The sequence below is a fragment of the Streptomyces sp. SirexAA-E genome, assembly GCF_000177195.2.
Lineage (GTDB): Bacteria > Actinomycetota > Actinomycetes > Streptomycetales > Streptomycetaceae > Streptomyces > Streptomyces flavovirens.
Genome location: NC_015953.1, coordinates 4,146,312 through 4,163,649, shown reverse-complemented (window position 1 = coordinate 4,163,649; position 17,338 = coordinate 4,146,312). Strand labels below are relative to the sequence as shown.

General features: G+C 73.3%; 17 protein-coding genes. 5 read left to right on the top strand and 12 right to left on the bottom strand.

Going from position 1 to position 17,338, the window contains the following annotated elements:
• Positions 1-205: 205 nt before the first annotated feature.
• Together SACTE_RS18645 and SACTE_RS18640 are read right to left on the bottom strand one after the other, a co-directional pair.
• Complete coding sequence (locus tag SACTE_RS18645) at positions 206-1,330, bottom strand: ATP-binding protein (protein ID WP_050986371.1); 1,125 nt, start codon at positions 1,328-1,330, stop codon at positions 206-208.
• A gap of 43 nt (positions 1,331-1,373) precedes the next feature.
• Positions 1,374-2,180: a uracil-DNA glycosylase gene (locus SACTE_RS18640; RefSeq protein ID WP_014047570.1), complete on the bottom strand. Its 807-nt coding sequence runs from the start codon at positions 2,178-2,180 to the stop codon at positions 1,374-1,376.
• A gap of 158 nt (positions 2,181-2,338) precedes the next feature.
• Here SACTE_RS18640 and SACTE_RS18635 point away from each other — a divergent pair, with 158 nt between their 5' ends.
• Positions 2,339-3,994 (top strand): DNA repair helicase XPB, encoded by a 1,656-nt coding sequence (locus SACTE_RS18635; RefSeq protein WP_014047569.1) that lies wholly within the window; start codon positions 2,339-2,341, stop codon positions 3,992-3,994.
• 21 nt (positions 3,995-4,015) lie between these two features.
• Here SACTE_RS18635 and SACTE_RS18630 read toward each other — a convergent pair whose 3' ends face one another.
• A complete protein-coding gene (locus SACTE_RS18630; protein WP_026359149.1) occupies positions 4,016-4,207 on the bottom strand; it encodes a hypothetical protein in 192 nt (63 codons plus the stop codon).
• Between the two features lie 470 nt (positions 4,208-4,677).
• Here SACTE_RS18630 and SACTE_RS18625 point away from each other — a divergent pair, with 470 nt between their 5' ends.
• Positions 4,678-6,732 carry a UvrD-helicase domain-containing protein gene (locus SACTE_RS18625; RefSeq protein ID WP_019993388.1) on the top strand — a complete coding sequence of 685 codons (2,055 nt, stop codon included), beginning with the start codon at positions 4,678-4,680 and terminating at the stop codon, positions 6,730-6,732.
• Between the two features lie 229 nt (positions 6,733-6,961).
• On the opposite strand, the gene SACTE_RS18620 is transcribed toward SACTE_RS18625, so the two are convergent.
• From SACTE_RS18620 to SACTE_RS18590, 7 genes are all read right to left on the bottom strand, one after another.
• A complete protein-coding gene (locus tag SACTE_RS18620; protein WP_014047566.1) occupies positions 6,962-7,651 on the bottom strand; it encodes a copper homeostasis protein CutC in 690 nt (229 codons plus the stop codon).
• Between the two features lie 183 nt (positions 7,652-7,834).
• Positions 7,835-9,241: a lipase family protein gene (locus tag SACTE_RS18615; RefSeq protein ID WP_014047565.1), complete on the bottom strand. Its 1,407-nt coding sequence runs from the start codon at positions 9,239-9,241 to the stop codon at positions 7,835-7,837.
• 154 nt (positions 9,242-9,395) lie between these two features.
• Positions 9,396-10,412: a CU044_5270 family protein gene (locus SACTE_RS18610; protein ID WP_014047564.1), complete on the bottom strand. Its 1,017-nt coding sequence runs from the start codon at positions 10,410-10,412 to the stop codon at positions 9,396-9,398.
• Positions 10,405-11,094, bottom strand: a complete 690-nt coding sequence (locus SACTE_RS18605; protein ID WP_014047563.1) for an RNA polymerase sigma factor — start codon at positions 11,092-11,094, stop codon at positions 10,405-10,407. Before SACTE_RS18605 ends, SACTE_RS18610 begins: the two co-directional genes overlap by 8 nt.
• 101 nt (positions 11,095-11,195) lie before the next feature.
• The gene (locus tag SACTE_RS18600) at positions 11,196-12,140 is read right to left on the bottom strand and encodes a biotin-dependent carboxyltransferase family protein (RefSeq protein ID WP_014047562.1); all 945 of its coding nucleotides are present in this window, start codon (positions 12,138-12,140) and stop codon (positions 11,196-11,198) included.
• A complete protein-coding gene (locus SACTE_RS18595; protein ID WP_014047561.1) occupies positions 12,137-12,781 on the bottom strand; it encodes an allophanate hydrolase subunit 1 in 645 nt (214 codons plus the stop codon). The genes SACTE_RS18600 and SACTE_RS18595 overlap by 4 nt, the downstream gene beginning before the upstream one ends.
• Positions 12,778-13,527 carry a 5-oxoprolinase subunit PxpA gene (locus SACTE_RS18590; protein ID WP_014047560.1) on the bottom strand — a complete coding sequence of 250 codons (750 nt, stop codon included), beginning with the start codon at positions 13,525-13,527 and terminating at the stop codon, positions 12,778-12,780. The genes SACTE_RS18595 and SACTE_RS18590 overlap by 4 nt, the downstream gene beginning before the upstream one ends.
• A 134-nt stretch (positions 13,528-13,661) precedes the next feature.
• On the opposite strand from SACTE_RS18590, the gene SACTE_RS18585 reads away from it, so the two are divergent.
• Both SACTE_RS18585 and SACTE_RS18580 read left to right on the top strand, forming a co-directional pair.
• Positions 13,662-14,306, top strand: a complete 645-nt coding sequence (locus tag SACTE_RS18585; protein ID WP_014047559.1) for a hypothetical protein — start codon at positions 13,662-13,664, stop codon at positions 14,304-14,306.
• A gap of 112 nt (positions 14,307-14,418) precedes the next feature.
• On the top strand, positions 14,419-15,657 hold the full coding sequence (locus SACTE_RS18580) for a Cmx/CmrA family chloramphenicol efflux MFS transporter (protein WP_019993389.1): 1,239 nt from the start codon (positions 14,419-14,421) through the stop codon (positions 15,655-15,657).
• On the opposite strand, the gene SACTE_RS18575 is transcribed toward SACTE_RS18580, so the two are convergent.
• Complete coding sequence (locus tag SACTE_RS18575; protein ID WP_014047557.1) at positions 15,632-15,937, bottom strand: DUF4031 domain-containing protein; 306 nt, start codon at positions 15,935-15,937, stop codon at positions 15,632-15,634. The two genes, SACTE_RS18580 and SACTE_RS18575, sit on opposite strands and share 26 nt — an antisense overlap.
• The gene (locus SACTE_RS18570; protein WP_026359152.1) at positions 15,934-16,302 is read right to left on the bottom strand and encodes a hypothetical protein; all 369 of its coding nucleotides are present in this window, start codon (positions 16,300-16,302) and stop codon (positions 15,934-15,936) included. Before SACTE_RS18570 ends, SACTE_RS18575 begins: the two co-directional genes overlap by 4 nt.
• Before the next feature lie 110 nt (positions 16,303-16,412).
• Here SACTE_RS18570 and SACTE_RS18565 point away from each other — a divergent pair, with 110 nt between their 5' ends.
• Positions 16,413-17,330 (top strand): MurR/RpiR family transcriptional regulator, encoded by a 918-nt coding sequence (locus SACTE_RS18565; protein ID WP_014047555.1) that lies wholly within the window; start codon positions 16,413-16,415, stop codon positions 17,328-17,330.
• Positions 17,331-17,338 lie beyond the last annotated feature (8 nt).

Below are 17,338 nucleotides of genomic sequence, written 5' to 3'. Positions count from 1 at the left end.
TCCGCACTCCAGCTCGACTGACGCGCTACGACTCGGTCCAGCGGTCCTGTGGAGAGTGCGCGGCCCACTTCATCGACTCCCCCATGCCGGAATGCCGCGACCATGTCCCGCAGCAGTTCGTCGTCCAAGTACGGCACCGCTCCGTAGCGCCCACCCAAGTAGCGCTTCTCCAGATTGTCGGCCGAGTCCCGAACCGAGAACTCGGTCATGGGAAACAGCCGGGTGGCGAGTGTCCTGGGGTCCTTCTCGGTGAACCACACCTGATCGCGAAACAGCTCGGTCCGCACGTTCCGTCCCAGCAGCGCCGCCTCGTGCGTGCTGACGACCAACTGAGCTCCCGCCCGGTTGACCCACGGGACTGGAACATACCGACCAGCGCATCGACCAGGTACGGGTGCAGCCGTGCGTCGAGTTCGTCCACACAGAGCACTCCGCCGTCGGCGAGGGTCGTGATGACCGGGCCGACGAGTCCGATCCAGGTGCGCGTGCCGCTCGATTCGTCGCGGAGGTCCAGCGGGAACACCCCTGCGTCCGTCCGGTGCTCGACCCTGACCCGCTGCTTGCTGTCCCCCTGCACCCTGACCTTGTCCCCCAGCGCCTCCCGCAGCGCCTCCCGCAGCGCCTCGGTGATGCGCTTGTGGTCCTTCAGGACGGTCTCGTCCCACTCCTTGATGTCCAATCCCGATACACCGAGATCAGCGAAACGCAGCATGGCCATGACGGGGGCCGATTCCCGCCGGTCTCCATCGGCCTGACAGAGCCGGATGGTGTGGTCCAGCCGCTGCGCGAAGTCCTGGTCCGTTGCCAGGCGCAGGCCGGAGCGGAACCATCGGAAGACTTCTCCCAACTGCTCGTGGCCTTGTGCCGCGGCAACCGAGAGATAGAGGCTGTTGGGGCGCAGCAGTTCGGCGATGAGCTTGCGTCGCCCCGTGAGCCATCGCCCGAACGTGACGACGCCGTCGGCCCCCCGCTCATACAGCCGCCGCTGTCGGCCCTCCGGGGAGTAGTAGAGCCATTCCTCGGTCACCCGGTCGTCGTTGACCGAGAAGCCGAACTGGTGGTGCACTCCGCCCAGTATGAAATCGAGCGCGAACGAACTGGGGTGCGCGGCGGCATCGTCACGCAGGGCGAACGGACGGCGTGGCACTCCGCCGCTGGGGTCCCAGTGGCGGAACGAGGACAGCACAGCCCTTCTCATCCATCCGACGGCATCGATGACGTTCGACTTGCCGGATGCGTTGGTGCCGTAGACAGCGCATACGGAGACCGCGCGGAAATCGCCGTTGGGCGTCTCCGCTTCCGCCCGTTCGGCGTGGTGATCCGCGGCCACCAGGGAAAGCTCTTGCTCCTCCAGGAGCGGGGCGCGCCGAGGCCTACGGCTGACGGGATTCCCCGGAGGACTGTCCGAGCCCGCCGACCCCGGCCGCCTCCCGGAGCACCTCGGTGAGCATCGGCATCGTCAGCCGGCCCGTGAACGTGTTGCGCTGGCTCGGGTGGTAGCTGCCCAGCAGGTGCAGTTCCTGCCGGTGTTCCGTGGCGGGCAGCACGACGTGCGCGCCGTGGCCGAAGGCGGGACGTGGGCGGGGCAGCCGCCAGCCCGCCTCGGCGAGGACCGGGAGCAGCGCCTGCCAGCCGAAACCGCCGAGGACCACCACCGCGCGCAGCCCGGGGCTCAGCAGGTCCAGCTCGGCCGCCAGCCAGGGCCGGCAGTTGTCGCGTTCCAACGGGGTGGGCCGGTTCGCCGGGGGTGCGCAGTGGACCGGGGAGGTGAGCCGTACACCGCGCAGGGTGAGCCCGTCCCCGGCGTCGACGGAGGTGGGCTGCGAGGCCAGGCCCACGGCGTGCAGCGCGGCGAAGAGGAAGTCGCCCGTCGCGTCGCCCGTGAACATCCGGCCGGTCCGGTTGCCGCCGTGCGCGGCGGGCGCGAGCCCGACGACTGCCACCGTCGCGTCCGGGGGTCCGAAACCGGGCACCGGCCGCCCCCAGTAGTCCCACTCCTGGAAGGCCGCGCGCTTGACCTCGGCCACCTCTTCCCGCCAGGCCACCAGCCGGGGGCAGGCGCGGCAGCCGGCGACACGTCGGTCCAGCTCCGCGAGCCCGGTGCTGCGGGACGCTCGGTACGCCGGAAACCCCGGGTCCTCGGCACCCGGGGCCGGATCTGCCGCTTCCGTTTCGTCCATCCCTCCACGCTACGGGCCGGGCGGGCGGTGTGATCGCGGCCTCGCACGGCCACCCGATCGCGGCCGCGATGCGGCACACTGGACGTTTGGCCGTTCGCGGCCGCCCGGCGGCGGACCCCAGCAGCAGGGCACAGGCAGAACAGAAAGGGCCGACGCGCGTGACCGGACCCCTCATCGTCCAGAGCGACAAGACGCTGCTCCTCGAGGTCGACCACGATCAGGCCGAGGCCTGCCGTCGTGCCATCGCCCCCTTCGCGGAGCTGGAGCGTGCGCCCGAACACATCCACACCTACCGGGTCACCCCGCTCGGCCTGTGGAACGCCCGAGCCGCGGGCCACGACGCCGAGCAGGTCGTCGACGCGCTCGTGGAGTACTCGCGCTACCCCGTGCCGCACGCGCTGCTCGTCGACATCGCCGAGACGATGGCGCGGTACGGCCGGCTCACCCTGTCCAAGCACCCGGTCCACGGGCTGGTGCTGACCAGCAACGACAGGCCGGTGCTGGAGGAGATCCTCCGTTCGAAGAAGGTCCAGCCGCTGGTCGGCGCCCGTATCGACGCGGACACCGTGGCCGTGCACCCCTCCGAGCGCGGGCAGATCAAACAGACGCTGCTGAAGCTGGGCTGGCCGGCCGAGGACCTCGCCGGGTACGTCGACGGAGAGGCGCACCCGATCGAGCTCGACCAGGACGGCTGGTCGCTGCGCCCGTACCAGAAGCAGGCCGTCGAGGGGTTCTGGCACGGCGGCTCCGGTGTCGTCGTCCTGCCCTGCGGCGCGGGGAAGACCCTGGTCGGGGCCGGTGCGATGGCGGAGGCCAAGGCGACCACGCTGATCCTGGTCACCAACACGGTCTCGGCCCGGCAGTGGAAGCACGAGCTGGTGAAGCGGACGTCGCTGACCGAGGACGAGATCGGCGAGTACAGCGGGACCCGCAAGGAGATCCGGCCGGTCACCATCGCCACCTACCAGGTGCTGACCACCCGCCGGAAGGGCGTCTACCCGCACCTGGAACTCTTCGACTCCCGTGACTGGGGCCTGGTGGTCTACGACGAGGTGCACCTGCTGCCCGCGCCCGTCTTCAAGTTCACCGCCGACCTCCAGGCGCGGCGGCGCCTCGGGCTCACGGCGACGCTGGTGCGCGAGGACGGCCGCGAGTCCGACGTCTTCTCGCTCATCGGGCCCAAGCGGTTCGACGCGCCGTGGAAGGAGATCGAGGCGCAGGGTTACATCGCGCCCGCCGACTGCGTCGAGGTCCGCGTCAACCTCACCGACTCGGAGCGGCTCGCGTACGCGACCGCCGAGACGGAGGAGAAGTACCGGTTCTGCGCGACGACCGCCACGAAGCGGAAGGTCACCGAGGCGCTCGTACGCAAACACAAGGGCGAACAGACCCTGGTGATCGGTCAGTACATCGACCAGCTCGACGAGCTCGGTGAGCACCTGGACGCCCCCGTGATCAAGGGCGAGACCAGCAACGCGCAGCGCGAGAAGCTGTTCGAGGCGTTCCGCCAGGGCGAGATCAGTGTGCTGGTGGTGTCGAAGGTCGCGAACTTCTCGATCGACCTGCCGGAGGCGACCGTCGCCATCCAGGTGTCCGGGACGTTCGGTTCGCGCCAGGAGGAGGCGCAGCGGCTCGGCCGGGTCCTGCGGCCGAAGGCGGACGGGCACGAGGCCCGCTTCTACTCGGTGGTCGCCCGCGACACGGTCGACCAGGACTTCGCGGCACACCGCCAGCGGTTCCTGGCCGAGCAGGGGTACGCGTACCGGATCGTCGACGCGGACGAACTCCTCGCGGAGCCCGACCCGGAGAGCTGAGCGGTCCGCTTCGGGCGGGGCTCAGCGGTGGCGGCGGACGACTCCGGCCTCCTCGGCGAACTCGCCGAGGACGGCCACCCCGAAGGCGGTACGCGCGAAGACGCCGACGGCGCGCACGACGCCCCCGAGGCCGTGGCTGCGGGACTGACCGGTCGCCGCGCTCGCGCCGTGCGCGGGGCCGGTCCTGCGGGGGTTCATGTATGCGGTGCTCATGTGTTCCATGGTGCTTCGCGCCCGCCGCCCGGGGCATCGGCCCGAGGGCGGAAGCGGGCGGCGGCCCGGGTAGGCCGCAGGTGCCATGCCGTCCCCTACGGGGAGGACGGGCGCACCCGTCCCGAGACCGTGCTCGACGCCCCGGGGGCGGCGGGTGCCGACCGGCCCGGCGCGCTTTATTCGTTCGACCTGGCCCCCCGGCGTCGATACAATCGCCGGTCTGCCCGCCTCCCGCACCGTGGTACCGGCCCGCCGCAGCAGCGGCCGGCAGCCGGGGGAGCGCCGCCGACCGGACGGAAACCGGCCGACACCAGCCGTACGCGGCCGCCGTGTACGCATCTGTGAGAGTCCCCCAAAGTCCCCCAGCGAGCCGTGCGGTGTGCACGGTCCGCCGTCCTGTGTCGAAAGCCGGAGGCAACACCGTGCCCGCGCACGAAGCGACAACCGAACCCGAGACACCCGAGACCGCAGTGGCCGGAGCATCCGGCGATCCCCTCGCACGCGAACGCGCCCACCTGGCCGCGTCCCGTGCCGCCCTGCGCGCGATGCGGGAGGACGTGCAGGCCCTCGACATCCGCGACGTCACCGCGAACTGGGTCAACGCAGCGGTCCTGCAGGCCCAGATGGACGACCGCATCAAGGCGCTCGCCGATCTGGCGCACACCCCGCTTTTCTTCGGCCGTCTCGACTACCTCCACCGCGTGGGCGGTGAGGCCGCCGAAGGGGCCGAGGGCGAGCAGTTCTACATCGGCCGCCGCCACGTCCACGACGCCCACGGCGATCCCATGGTCATCGACTGGCGCGCCCCTGTCTCCCAGCCCTTCTACCAGGCCTCCAGGAACAACCCCCTGGATGTCGACCGTCGGCGGCGCTTCGGTTACACCGGCGGTGAACTGACCGCGTACGAGGACGAGCACCTCACCGATCCGGCCGAGGCCGAGCAGACCAGCAAGCTCCTCCAGGCGGAGATCGAGCGCCCCCGTGTCGGGCCGATGCGCGACATCGTGGCGACGATCCAGCCGGAGCAGGACGAGATCGTCCGCAGCGGCCTCGGCGGGACGGTCTGTGTCCAGGGAGGCCCCGGCACCGGGAAGACGGCCGTGGGCCTGCACCGGGTCGCCTACCTGCTGTACGCGCACCGCGAGCGGCTCGCCCGTACCGGCACTCTCGTCATCGGCCCGAACCGGTCCTTCCTCCACTACATCGAGCAGGTCCTTCCCGCGCTCGGCGAGCTGGAGGTGAAGCAGGCCACCGTCGAGGACCTGGTGACGGCCCACGTCGAGGTGCGCGGCACGGACGAGGCCGCCGCGGCCGTGGTCAAGGGCGACGCCAGGATGGCCGAGGTGCTGCGGCGGGCGATCCGCTCCCATGTCACCCCGCCGACGGAGCCGGTCGTGGTGGTGCGCGGCTCGCGGCGCTGGCGGGTACCGGCGTACGAGGTCGAGGAGATGGTGACCGAGCTGCTGGCCCGCGACATGCGGTACGGCGCGGCCCACGAGGCGCTTCCCCAGCGGATCGCGCACGCCGTCCTCGTGCGGATGGAGGAGGCCGGAGAGGCCCCCGACGACCGGGTGCAGAACGCGGTGGCCCGCAATCCCGCGGTGAAGGCGGCGGTGAAAGCCGTCTGGCCCGCAGTGGACCCGGCGAAGCTGGTACTGCGGCTGCTGACGGACGCGGAGTTCCTGGACGCGCACGCGGACGGGATCCTCACCGAGGAGGAGCGTAAGCGGATCCTGATGGCGAAGCCCGCCCGCAGTGTGAAGTCGGCGAAGTGGACGGCGGCCGACGCGGTCCTCATCGACGAGGCGACCGACCTGGTGGCCCGTACGCACTCGCTGGGCCATGTCGTCGTCGACGAGGCCCAGGACCTGTCGCCGATGCAGTACCGCGCCGTGGGCCGGCGTTGCTCCACCGGTTCGGCGACCGTACTCGGCGACCTGGCGCAGGGGACGACCCCGTGGTCGACGGAGAGCTGGGAGCAGGCGCTGTCCCATCTGGGCAAGGCGGACGCGGTGGTGGAGGAACTGACGGCCGGCTTCCGTGTACCGCGTGAGGTGATCGCGTACGCCTCCCGCCTGCTCCCCGCCATCTCGCCCGGGCTGGCCCCGGTGGAGTCGGTGCGTGAGGCGGCCGGCTCGCTGACCGTACGTGAGGTGCCGGGCGCGGACGCCTTGGACGCGGCGGTGGTCGCGGCCTGCGAGGAGTCGCTGCGCCACGAGGGATCGATCGGGCTGATCGCCGCAGACGCCCGCGTCCCCGCCCTGGCCGCCGCGCTCGCGGCCGCGGGCCACAGCCCGCTCTCCCCCGGCGAGGAGACGACGGCCGACTCCCGTCTGACGCTGGTCCCGGCCTCGCTCGCGAAGGGCCTGGAGTACGACTACGTGGTGCTGGACGAACCGGCCGCCGTGGTCGACGGCGAGCCGGACGAGCGCACGGGCCTGCGCCGTCTGTACGTGGCGCTGACCCGAGCGGTGTCGGGCCTGGTCGTGCTGCACGCGGCGCCATTGCCGGAGCGGCTCGGCTGACCGGGCCGGGACCGGCCTGCGGACGGCCGGTCCCGGCGGCCCGTTCTCTTCACTTCGTGCGACCTTCATGGGTCCACCCCTCCCCGTTTCTCACAGAGAGTGACGAACCGTGTGCGCAGGGAGTTCCCGCGTGGGCGGAGAGTTTCCGAAGGGGCGAAGGAGCCTGGAGCGGGGAGAACTCGCGAGCGGGTCGGAGGACGCCGGGCGGCGGGCGGCAGCCGCCGTCCCGTCACCCGTCGATCGCCTGGCGCCACTCCCGTACCGCCGCCGTGTCCACCGGGCCGGACCAGCCGGTGGGCCGGGCCGCTCCCCCGATGTGGAAGGCGTCGATGCCGGCCTTCTTCAGGCGCGGCAGATGGTCCAGGCGGAGGCCGCCGCCGACCAGGATCCGCGCCTCGTAGCCGGGCTGCTCCGTGCGCGCCGCCTCTGCCAGCAGGGTCGGGATGCCGTCGTCGACGCCGGTCGCCGCACCGGCCGTCAGATAGGTGTCCAGGCCCGGCAGGTCGGCCAGGTGTTTGCGCAGGACATCGCGGTCCACGGCACGGTCGATCGCGCGGTGGAAGGTCCACCGGCAGCCGTTCAGTTCGGCGACGAGCCGCTCGACGGCCACCAGGTCGGCGTGCCCGTCCCGGTCCAGGAAGCCGAGGACGAACTCGTCGGCGCCCTCGGACCGCATCTCGTGGGCCTTGTCGACGAGTACGTCGATGTCACCGGCCGCGAACCCGTCCGCCACCCTGAGCATGACCCGCATGGGGATGTCCACGGCGGACCCGATCTCCGCGACGGTCTTCGGGGAGGGCGTCAGGCCGTCGGCGGCCATGTCGGTGACCACTTCGAGGCGGTCGGCACCACCCGCCTGGGCCGCGACCGCGTCCTCCGCGTCGAGAGCGATCACCTCCAGAAGTGCACGGTTGCTCATGGGATTCCAATTCTTCGGAGCGTCTATAGGTCTAGTCCATTGACCAGCCTACGGGTCAGCCACCTGAAGGCGCAGCTCCCTGTCTGAACGCGTGTGTCATGCCAGCGTAAGAGGGCGCGAGGCCGCGGCGGCGTCCGTGGGACGGACGCCGCCGCGGCCTCGCGCGGTTGCGGACCGGTGCCGTCAGGGCTGGACCGGCATCGACCAGCAGTTGGAGGTGGCCTTCTTGCCGTCGAGCCGGTCCGTCAGCCAGGACACGGCCTTGCCCTGGTCGGTGAGGAGCGGGGTGAGGTGGTTGGTGAGGATCTTGTCGCCGAGGTTGGGCAGGACGAGGGCGTCGTAGGTGACGTCACCGCCCTTGCGGCACCAGTCCACCGCCAGCTGCCTGGCCTGCTTGTGCGGCACGATGTCGTCGTGGACGCCGGTCGCCAGCCGCACCGGGCCGCTCGGCCTGAGGGTGCCGATGCGCTGCTGGGCGAGCACCGCCTGGAGCTTCGGCTCGCCCGCGATGATCTCGGCCAGGGACCGGCCGTCGGCGGTCCACTTCTTGCTGCTCGTGAAGCCGTAGCCGAATATCGCGTCGCCGACGCACATGGTGGAGGTGTCCGCCAGTGCGGCCTTGCCCGTCGCGTTGGTGCGGGCGTCGACGACGGCCCGCAGGGACGGGTCGGACTGGACGAAGCCGTTGATCGACCAGCCCAGCGCGCCGGCCAGGGCGCTGCCGTCTATGCCCTTCATGACCTCGGTCAGATCGGCGGGCGGCGCTCCGGCGTAGGTGCCGGCCAGCTCGATGTCGGGCGCGTAGCCGGGCTGGAGTTCGGCGGCCGCGGCGGCGGCCCCGCCGCCCTGGCTGTAGCCGTACAGTCCGACGCGCGAACCGTCGGTGACCGACGCCCCGGCCACGTCGTGCGCGGCGCGGACCGCGTCCAGCAGCGCGTGGCCCTCGTCGAGACGGTTGACGTAGGTGTGCAGCCGGTCGGTCGTGCCCAGGCCCGCGTAGTCCGTGACGACGACCGCCGCGCCGGCGGCCAGGAAGCGGTAGACGGCCAGGTTGTCGTAGCCGATGGACAGCGTCCCCTCACCGATGGTCAGGGGGTGCTGGAGGGCGAGCGAGGGGGCGCACTGGTCGCCTTGGCCCATCGTCCCCGAGGCCAGCGCCACCAGGGGGCGGGGGCCGGACCCCTTCCAGCGGGCCGAGGGTTCGATGTAGGCGCCGGTGACCGCGACGGCCTGTCCGGTGGAGTCCGTGGACTTGTACATCAGCCGGGTGGCGGTGCCCGGCACCGGGCGGCCGTCCAGTCCGGGCAGGCTCAGGCCGAGCGGCAGGGGCTCGGTCCGGACGAGGGCGCCGTCGGCGGAGGGCAGTTCGGCGGGCGGGGTGTAGAAGGCCGGGATGGTCACGCCCCGGGACACCACCTGCTCCGTACCGGTGGCGGCGGTCGCGGCGGGTACGGCGTAGGCGCCCAGGCAGGCCGCGGCGGCGACGGCGGCCACGGCCAGCCGCCGGGCGCGGCGGCGTGCGGTGGGGCGGAGGTCCTGGTGGGGGTCATGCGCGGTCGAGCTGGAACGGGCGGTCTGACGGGGACTCACGGCTCACTCCTCGCTCTGCTCGGATGCAGGGTGAGCGCAAGCTAACACCGAGGCGTTACCCGAGGTAACTCACCGGTAAGTTACGCTTCGGTAACGTCCGGTGGGCGCGTGAACGGGGAAAGGCAGGCCCGGCCCCCCGACCGGGCCTGCGGTCTCATGGGCGCCGCCCCAGCTCGTCCACCACGGCCGACCTCACCAGGCCCTTGACCTCCACGAACCCGGTCCCACCGGTCAGCTCGCCCGCCACCGGCTTCCGGCCGTCCGGACCACGGACGTCCAGCTCCGGCGCCCCCTCGGCCTCCACGAACTTCCGGCCGCTTTTCCCCTCCTGACGCAGCCCCAGGTACACGTACGTGTCCCGCTCGAAGATCAGGCCGTACGTCTGGCCCGGGTACGACACCCCGATCCCGTGCCGGCCGAGCGCGTCCACCTCGTCGGCGTCCACCACCACCCCGGGCAGCCGCGAGAGGGCCTCGAACGCGGCGGCCTGCAATCCGGGCGGCATGACACGCGGCCCGCGCAGCAGGAGGCACACGTCCATGTACGCCGCCTGGTCGCTCGCCCCGGAGTCGTCGCCGTACCGGAGCGTCCGCAGGAGTGCGTCCGGGTCGGTGGGCAGCCGCTTCAGCTGCGCGTACTCGGTGGGCGGCCACCTCACCTCGTGCCCGGTCAGGGGCGGTTCGTCGTGCACGCGTCCGGCGTAGCTGTACCGGGAGGGCCGTGAACCGTCGACGGAGACCCAGCTCTCGTCCGTGTACGTCGTGGTCCTCCCACCGCCCCCGAGCGGGGTCCGGATGGTGATCTCCTTGGTGTAGAAGTACTGGTCGTCGCGCGGGACCGGCAGGCCGGATGCCTCGGACCGCGACCGGTCGGCGGCCCGGTGCAGCACCTGGGCCGCACTGAGCGTGGTCATCCGCGGCGTGTCCTCGTCCCGTCCGATCCCGGAATCCCCGCCCGGCGGGGCGACGACCAGGGCGCCCGTCACGGCGGCGGCCGCCGTCGCGGCGATCCCCGCCCGCAGCACCAGCCGCCGCGGCGGCGCGGCGGACCGCGACCGGCGGACCTCCTCGGCGACGGCGCCGGCCAGCCGGGCGCGGGCGGCGGCCCGCGCCTCGTCGCTCGGGCCGGGCGCACCGGCCCCGAACTCCCGCAGCGCGGTGACGTCATCCATGCTCGGCCTCCTCCTGAACGTCCCCGGTACGGGTGGGGTCCGCCCCGCCCAGTGCGGCGCGCACCCTCTTGCGGGCCCGGTGCAGCCGCGAGCGCACGGTGCCCACCGGCACCCCCAAAGCCTCGGCCGCCTCGGCGTAGTCCAGGTCCCCCCAGGCCACCACCAGCAGCACGTCGCGGTAGCGGGCGGGCAGCGCCGCGAGAGCTCCCGCCAGCGCGCCCCGGGTGCCCTCGGCACTGACCCGGGCGGCCACCCGGTCCGCCAGCGGCTCTCCCTCGGCCCCGCGCCCGTCCGGGGCGGCGGCCCGCGACATCGCCCGGAGCCGCCTTGCCTCGGCCCGGCGGTGTCCGCCGACGAGGTTGGTGGCGATCCCGTAGAGCCAGGGACGCGCCTCGGGCCTGTCCAGGTCGTACCGGCGGCGCTGCTGGAAGGCGACCACGAAGGTCTCGGCCATCAGGTCGTCCGCCGCCTCGGCACCGAGTCTGCGGGCCACGTAGCGGTGGATGTCGTCGGCGTACCGGTGGAACAGCTCGGCGAACACGTCGGGGTCGGTCAGCGAACGCCTGACCACCGACGCGTCGGACTCGGCGGACGCGTCGGACGCGTCGCCGACGGCGGGGCGGGCCTTCGTGCCGGCGCCGCCGTGGCCGGTGCGGGCTTCCGTGCCCGTCGGGGCGGTCACTGGTCGGCTCTGGAGCTCATGGGCGTCCCTCGAAGAGGCGGGCACGGTCACCTGCTGTTGGCCGATGACCGCGTTCGGGTTCCCGCCGTCCTGGGAGGAGTTCAGGCCCGCACGAAGCGCACCGGTGTCCCGGGGGGCGCCTGCGCCGCCGCGGCCAGTGCGGAAGCGGCGACCACCCCGACGACGGGATAACCACCGGTCGTCGGGTGGTCGTTGAGGAAGACCACGGGCCGCCCGTCCGGCGGCACCTGTACGGCACCCAGCACCATGCCCTCGCTGGGCAGTTCACCGCCCCTGGCGCGTGCCAGGAAGGGCCCCTCGGTACGCAGCCCGATCCGGTTGCTCTGCGCCGCGACCCGGTACACGGCGGTGGTGAGCGTACGCAGCGCGGCGGGCGTGAACCAGTCGTCGCGCGGTCCCAGACGGACGGGCAGGACCAGCTCGCCGGGCGTGCCCGGCCAGGGCACCGGACCGACGGCCGGACAGCTGTGCCCGGGGGCCACCGCGCCCACGGGCAGGACGTCGCCGTCGCGCAGGACCGGCGGACCGAGCCCCGAGAGCAGGTCGGCCGACCTGCTGCCGAGCACCGGTTCGGGCACCAGGCCGCCGCCGAACGCCAGATACGCGCGAAGCCCGTGCAGCGCGGGCCCGGCCTCCAGCACCGCCCCCGGCGGCACGCGTACGGGCGCGCCCCAGGCCACCGGCCGCCCGTCCACCGTCACCCGGCACACCGCACCGCCGACCACGGCGGTCAGCGGCCGGACGCCGGACACCCGGACCGCACACCCCGTGAGCGTGGTCTCCAGCACGGCCGCGTCCGGCGCGTTGCCCACGAGCCGGTTGGCCAGACACCGGGCCGGCCCGTCCAGGGCGCCCGCCCGGGGCACCCCGAGATGCGCCCATCCGGTGCGCCCCGCGTCCTGCACCGTGGTCAGCGCCCCGGCCCGGACGACCTCCAGCCCGGGGCCGGCGGGCGCCCCGGACCGTACGACCGCGCGCCCCGGCGCCGGAACCCCGGCCCGCAGCGTCCCGGCCTCCCGGGTCATCCGGCGTCCTCCGCGGCCACGAAACGCACCCGGGAACCGGGCGCCAGCAGCGCCGCCGGCTCGCGCCCCGGGTCCCACAGCACCTCCGGCCCGGGCATCCGGCCGATGAGCTGCCAGCCCCCGGGCGAGGGACGCGGATAGACGCCGGTGTACGGCCCGGCGAGGGCCAGCGCCCCGGCAGGCACCCGGCTACGCGGAGTGGCCCGGCGCGGTACGCGCAGGTGCCCGGGCAGCCCCGTGAGGTAGCCGAACCCGGGCGCGAACCCGCAGAACGCCACCCGGAACTCCGTCCGGGCGTGGATGCGCGGTACGTCGGCGACGGGCACGCCCCACGCTCCGGCCACGTCGGCGAGGTCGGGACCGTCGTAGACCACCGGGATCTCGACGGCCTCACCGGCGTCCCGGCTCGGCGGGGGCACCTCCCAGGACGTCAGCCGCCGGGCCAGTCCGGCGACCGCCCGGGGCTCGATCCCGTCGAGCAGCACGGTGGTGGCCCCTGGGACGATCTCGCGGACGGCCGGCAGCCCGCCGTCGGCCCGGCGGCGCAGCAGCTCCGCGTGGAATGCCTCGGCCGACTCGCCGGAGGCCAGCTCCACCAGCAGGGCGCCGGGCCCGGCCGCGAGCACCCGTACCGCGCTCACACGAACGCCTTCACGGTCACACCCGCGTCCTCCAGGGCGTTCCGGACGCGCCGGGCGAGCGCCGCGGCCCCGGGGGTGTCCCCGTGGACGCACAGCGACCTCGCCTCGACCGGTATCCGGCCGCCGTCCGCACCGGTCACGGCGCGCTCGACGGCCATGCCGACGCTCCGGCGTACGACCTCGTCCGCGTCGTGCACCACCGCGCCCTCGTCGCCCCGGGGCACGAGGGTGCCTTGGGGCGTGTAGGCACGGTCGGCGAAGGCCTCCCCGACGGCGGTCAGTCCCGCCTCCCGGGCGTGGGCGAGCAGCCGGGATCCGGGCAGCCCCAGGACGGCGGGGCGGCCACCGGCGAGCAGCACCCCGGCGACGACTGCGGCCGCCTGTTCGTCGTCCCGGACGGTGCGGTTGTAGAGGGCGCCGTGCGGTTTGACGTAGGTGACGGTGGAGCCGGCCGCCTCGGCGAACACCCTCAGGGCGCCGATCTGGTAGGCGATCTCGGCCGTGAGCTCGGCGGCCGGCACGTCCATGGCACGTCGGCCGAATCCGGCCAGGTCCCGGTAGGAGACCTGCGCCCCGATCCGTACGCCCCGGGCCGCCGCCGTGTCGCAGACCCGCCGCATCACCGAGGGGTCGCCCGCGTGGAAGCCGCAGGCCACGTTGGCGCTGGTGACACAGGTCAGCAGCGCGTCGTCCTCGGTGAGGGTCCAGCGCCCGAACCCCTCCCCGAGGTCCGCGTTGAGATCCATCACGAGCGGCGGGGCAGCGAGGGCCGCGCCTTGGTCCGTCCGGTACGCCGCTTCTGTCACCGCCGCAAAGTAACCAGTCGCCGCCCCGCCCGACAAGGTCCCGGCCCCGGCACCGCCCGCTCTACCCTCGCCCTATGACCGACGCCTCCACGCTCCGCGTCCGCTGGCAGGACGCCCTCGTCGCCGCCCGGGGCGGCGACGCCTCGCCCGACCCGCTGCCGTACGCCGACAACCTGCTGGGACGCTGGGCCGAACCCCAGCGGCGCTACCACACCACCGCCCACCTCACCCAGGTCCTGGACCACGTCGACACCCTGGCCGCCCACGCCGCCGACCCGGACCTGGTCCGCCTGGCCGTCTGGTTCCACGACGCGGTCTACCGGCCCGACCGCTCCGAGAACGAGGAACGCAGCGCCGCCCTCGCCGAGCGGGCCCTGCCGGAGGCCGGTCTCCCGGACGCGGCGACGGCCGAGGTCGCCCGGCTGGTGCGGCTCACCGTCGGCCACGATCCGGCGGACGGCGACACCAACGGCGAGGTGCTCTGCGACGCCGACCTGGCGATCCTGGCCTCGGCCCCGAAGGAGTACGCGGCCTACGCGGCCCAGGTGCGCGAGGAGTACGGCTTCGTCCCGGACGACGCCTTCCGGGCGGGCCGGGCCGATGTGCTGCGCCAACTGCTGGGGCTGCCCCGCCTGTTCCGTACGCCCCACGGGGCCGAGGTGTGGGAGCCGCGGGCCCGGCAGAACCTGACGACGGAGCTGGAGCTGCTCACCGGCTGAGAGCCTGTCGGCGCTTCCGGTCGTCCGGCAGGCGCCGGGAGGGGGAATGGCGCGCACCGCGTCACTGTTGCTGTGTGTCATGTCCGATTCTGCTTCCCGTCACCGTCCCCGTATGCCACTGGCCGTGTACATCCTCGGCCTCTCGGTCTTCGCTCTCGGCACCAGTGAGTTCATGCTGTCCGGGCTGCTGCCGCCGATCGCGGACGACATGGACGTGTCGATTCCGCAGGCCGGGCTCCTCATATCCGCGTTCGCGATCGGCATGGTCGTCGGCGCCCCGCTGCTGGCCGTGGCCACGCTCCGGCTGCCCCGTCGTACGACGCTCATCGCCCTCATCTCGGTCTTCGGGCTGGGCCAGATCGCGGGCGCTCTGGCCCCCACGTACAACGTGCTGTTCGTCTCCCGGGTGGTGAGTGCGCTTGCGTGCGCCGGGTTCTGGGCGGTCGGGGCGGCCGTCGCCATCGCGATGGTGCCGGTGAACGCGCGGGCGAGGGCGATGGCCGTGATGATCGGCGGACTGTCGATCGCCAACGTGCTGGGTGTGCCGCTCGGAGCGTTCCTCGGCGAGCACTTCGGCTGGCGTTCGGCGTTCTGGGCGGTGGGCGCCGCCTCCGCGGTGGCCCTGGTCGGGGTCGTCACGCGGATCCCGCGCATCCCGCTGCCGGAGGAGAAGCCGCAGCTGAGGCGTGAGGTGGCGATCTACCGGGATCGTCAGGTGTGGTTGGCGATCGTCATCACCGCGCTCGCCGCCGGCGGCGTGTTCTGCGCGTTCAGCTACCTCGCGCCGCTGCTGACGGACGTCGCGGGGCTGAGCTCGGGCTGGGTGCCGTGGGTGCTGGCGCTGTTCGGCCTCGGCGCGCTGGTCGGCACGACGATCGGCGGACGGGTCGCGGACGCGCACCTCTTCGGTGTGCTGCTGAGCGGCATCAGCGCGTCGACGGTCTTCCTGGTGGCGCTGGCCCTGCTCGCGTCCAGCCAGGTCGCGGTGGTCGTGCTGGCGTTCCTGCTGGGCTTCTCCGCGTTCTTCACCGCCCCGGCGCTCAACGCCCGGATGTTCAACGTGGCGGGCGCGGCCCCGACGCTGGCGGGCGCGACGACGACGGCCGCCTTCAACCTGGGGAACACGAGCGGCCCGTGGCTCGGCGGGGCCGTGATCGACGCGGACTTCGGCTTCCGGGCGACCGCGTGGGCGGGCGCGGCCATGCTGGTCGTCGGCCTGGCGGCCGTGACGGTGGCGCTGCGGCTGGGCGGCGGCGGCAGGCCGTCGCGGCGGGTCGCGGGCGCCGACTCGGCACCCCGGACCGCCGCGGGCTCACCGGCCGCCGTCACACAGACGCGGACGGCGCCGTAGACGCGGGGAGAGACGGCGCCGGGCGGCCCTTCGGGCGCCGCAGCCCGGCGGCCGTGATCCGGCGCACGATCTCCTTCGAGCCGACCTCCTTCGCGCCCGCGCGCACCGCGTCCGCGTAATGCGCCTCGGGTACGTCGTAATGGTCGCGCTCGAAGGCCCGCGGCGGGCAGCCGATACGGGCGGCGAAAGCGTGCAGTTCCTCGAACGACACGTCGCTGACCAGGTGCGACCACATGCGCCCGTGGCCCGGCCAGGTCGGCGGGTCGATGTAGACGGTCACCGGCGCAGCACCTTGGCGAGCGCCCCCACCGGGGCGACGGACACCGCGGACTCCGTACAGACCCAGTGCGGGTCGGGGCCGAGCTCCGGTTCGACGTCGAGCGCGTGCGGTCCGCCCTCGGTGCAGACCGGGCACAGCGGCCAGCGGCCGTACCGCTCCAGCAGAGCGTCCTGGACGTCCTGCGCGATCAGGCCGGTGACGAAGGACGCGCCCTCGGGCCACTGCTCGACCCACCACCGCCGGTGGGTCACCGCGTCCTCCACCAGCGAGACGATCTGCGCCTCGGCGACGTCTCCCGCCACCAGGTCGGCCATCACCAGCGCCCGTGCGGTGTGCAGCCGCTGCTCCAGGGTGTTCAGCTCCATGTCCTCCATTGTCCTCCTGCCGCGCGGGCCGAAACGTGAGCCGGAGAGTTTTCCACAGGTAGGGACCAAAGGGGGTTGACGGGTCCCAGCGTTGAAAATATCTTTCAAGCGTGACCAATGACGTGAAGGAAAGTTTCAGCGCTGATTCCCCGCCCGCGCCGGCGGCCCTCGCGGCCAAGGTGCGAACACTCGCCCCGTCCATGACCCGCTCCATGCAGCGGGTGGCCGAAGCCGTCGCGGGGGACCCCGCCGGATGCGCCGCCCTCACCGTCACCGGTCTCGCCGAGCTCACCGGCACCAGCGAGGCCACCGTGGTCCGTACGGCCCGCCTCCTGGGCTATCCGGGCTACCGCGATCTGCGCCTGGCCCTCGCCGGGCTCGCCGCCCACCAGCAGTCCGGCCGGGCGCCCGCCGTCACCGCGGACATCGCCGTCGACGACCCGATCGCCGACGTCGTCACCAAGCTCGCCTACGACGAGCAGCAGACCCTCGCCGACACCGCCGCCGGACTCGACACCGTCCAGCTCGGCGCCGCCGTGGCCGCCGCCGCGACGGCCCGCCGCATCGACGTCTACGGCGTGGGTGCCTCCTCCCTCGTCGGCCAGGACCTGGCGCAGAAGCTGCTCCGCATCGGCCTGATAGCCCACGCGCACACGGACCCGCACCTCGCCGTGACCAACGCGGTGCAGCTCCGCTCGGGGGACGTGGCCATCGCCATCACCCACTCCGGCTCGACCGGTGACGTCATAGAGCCGCTGCGGGTCGCCTTCGACCGCGGCGCGACGACGATCGCGATCACCGGCCGCCCCGACGGACCGGTCACGCAGTACGCCGACCACATCCTGACCACCTCGACCGCCCGGGAGAGCGAGCTGCGGCCCGCCGCCATGTCCAGCCGCACGAGTCAGCTGCTGGTCGTGGACTGCCTCTTCATAGGGGTCGCCCAGCGCACCTACGAGACGGCCGCGCCCGCGCTGTCCGCCTCGTACGAGGCGCTCGCCCACCGCCACACGCCCCGCAGCCGCTGACGCGCGCC

Bases quoted from the DNA above. Each gene is read 5' to 3' on its own strand.
- SACTE_RS18570 (WP_026359152.1), bottom strand. From the start codon at position 16,302: ATGGAGCTGAACACCCTGGAGCAGCGGCTGCACACCGCACGGGCGCTG.
- SACTE_RS18620 (WP_014047566.1), bottom strand. From the start codon at position 7,651: ATGAGCAACCGTGCACTTCTGGAGGTGATCGCTCTCGACGCGGAGGAC.
- SACTE_RS18640 (WP_014047570.1), bottom strand. From the start codon at position 2,180: ATGGACGAAACGGAAGCGGCAGATCCGGCCCCGGGTGCCGAGGACCCG.
- SACTE_RS18630 (WP_026359149.1), bottom strand. From the start codon at position 4,207: ATGAGCACCGCATACATGAACCCCCGCAGGACCGGCCCCGCGCACGGC.
- SACTE_RS18610 (WP_014047564.1), bottom strand. From the start codon at position 10,412: ATGGATGACGTCACCGCGCTGCGGGAGTTCGGGGCCGGTGCGCCCGGC.
- SACTE_RS18600 (WP_014047562.1), bottom strand. From the start codon at position 12,140: ATGACCCGGGAGGCCGGGACGCTGCGGGCCGGGGTTCCGGCGCCGGGG.
- SACTE_RS18580 (WP_019993389.1), top strand. From the start codon at position 14,419: ATGCCACTGGCCGTGTACATCCTCGGCCTCTCGGTCTTCGCTCTCGGC.
- SACTE_RS18590 (WP_014047560.1), bottom strand. From the start codon at position 13,527: ATGGATCTCAACGCGGACCTCGGGGAGGGGTTCGGGCGCTGGACCCTC.
- SACTE_RS18585 (WP_014047559.1), top strand. From the start codon at position 13,662: ATGACCGACGCCTCCACGCTCCGCGTCCGCTGGCAGGACGCCCTCGTC.